This window comes from Salinicola sp. DM10, assembly GCF_017306975.2.
Classification (GTDB): Bacteria; Pseudomonadota; Gammaproteobacteria; order Pseudomonadales; family Halomonadaceae; genus Salinicola.
On the sequence record NZ_JAFLEN020000015.1, the window covers coordinates 1 to 1,193 of the forward strand.

Genomic DNA, 1,193 nt, shown 5'->3' on the forward strand with positions numbered 1-1,193 from the left:
CCTTCACCGCTCGCGAAATAGACCAAGCCCGGCTTGAGCGTGACTTCATTGGTATCCGGTCGTGCCACCGGATCATCATTGGTGCCAGTGACGGTGATGGTCACCGTCTGCGGGGCACTCACCCCACCGTCGTTGTCGGTGGCGGTGTAGCTGAAGGTGACGTTACGGCTCTCGCCCACGGCCAGACTGTCGAAGTCAGTACCCGGATTGAAGGTGTAGCTGCCGTTGCTATTGAAGCTCAGCGAACCATTGCCCTGGCCCACGTCGGTCGCCAGCTGGTAGCTCTCGACCGTGCCATCGACATCGGTCGCCGCCGGCACCTGAGCGTTCAGGGTGGCGTTTTCACCAGTGGTCTGGGTATCCGCCTTGGCCACCGGTACGTCGTTGGTGCCGGTCACGGTGATGGTCACCGTCTGCGGCGCACTGACCCCGCCGTCGTTGTCGGTGGCGGTGTAGCTGAAGGTGACGTTACGGCTCTCGCCCACGGCCAGACTGTCGAAGTCAGTACCCGGATTGAAGGTGTAGCTGCCGTTGCTATTGAAGCTCAGCGCACCGTTGTTGTTACCAACACCATTGACCAGTTGGTAGCTCTCGACGGTGCCGTCGACGTCAGTCGCTGCCGGCACTTGGCTAGTCAGCGTGGCGTTCTCGCCGGTGGTCTGAGTATCCGCCTTGGCCACCGGCACGTCGTTAGTGCCGGTGACGGTGATGGTCACCGTCTGCGGCGCACTCACCCCACCGTCGTTGTCGGTGGCGGTATAGGTGAAGGTGACGTTACGGCTCTGGCCAGCGGCCAGACCGTCGAAGTCGGTACCCGGGTTGAAGGTGTAGGAACCGTCGGTGTTAAAGCTTAGCGAGCCATTGCCCTGGCCGACGTCGGTCGCGAGCTGATAGCTCTCGACCGTGCCGTCGACGTCGGTCGCCGCTGGCACCTGAGCGCTCAGGGTGGCGTTCTCACCCGTGGTCTGGGTATCCGCCTTGGCCACCGGCAGGTCATTGGTGCCAGTCACGGTGATGGTCACCGTTTGCGGTGTACTCACCTCACCGTCGTTGTCGGTGGCGGTATAAGTGAAGGTGACGTCGCGGCTCTCGCCCGCGGCCAGGCCGTCGAAGTCGGCACCCGGGTTGAAGGTGTAGCTGCCGTCGCTATTGAAGCTCAGCGAACCGTTGTTGTTACCAACACCGTTGACCAG

At 62.4% G+C, this 1,193-nt stretch carries 1 protein-coding gene; it reads right to left on the bottom strand.

Features of this window, described 5'->3' with window-relative positions:
- The coding region (locus J0A90_RS18390; RefSeq protein WP_233076936.1) for an Ig-like domain-containing protein at nt 1-1,193 on the bottom strand (1,193 nt) is incomplete at both ends.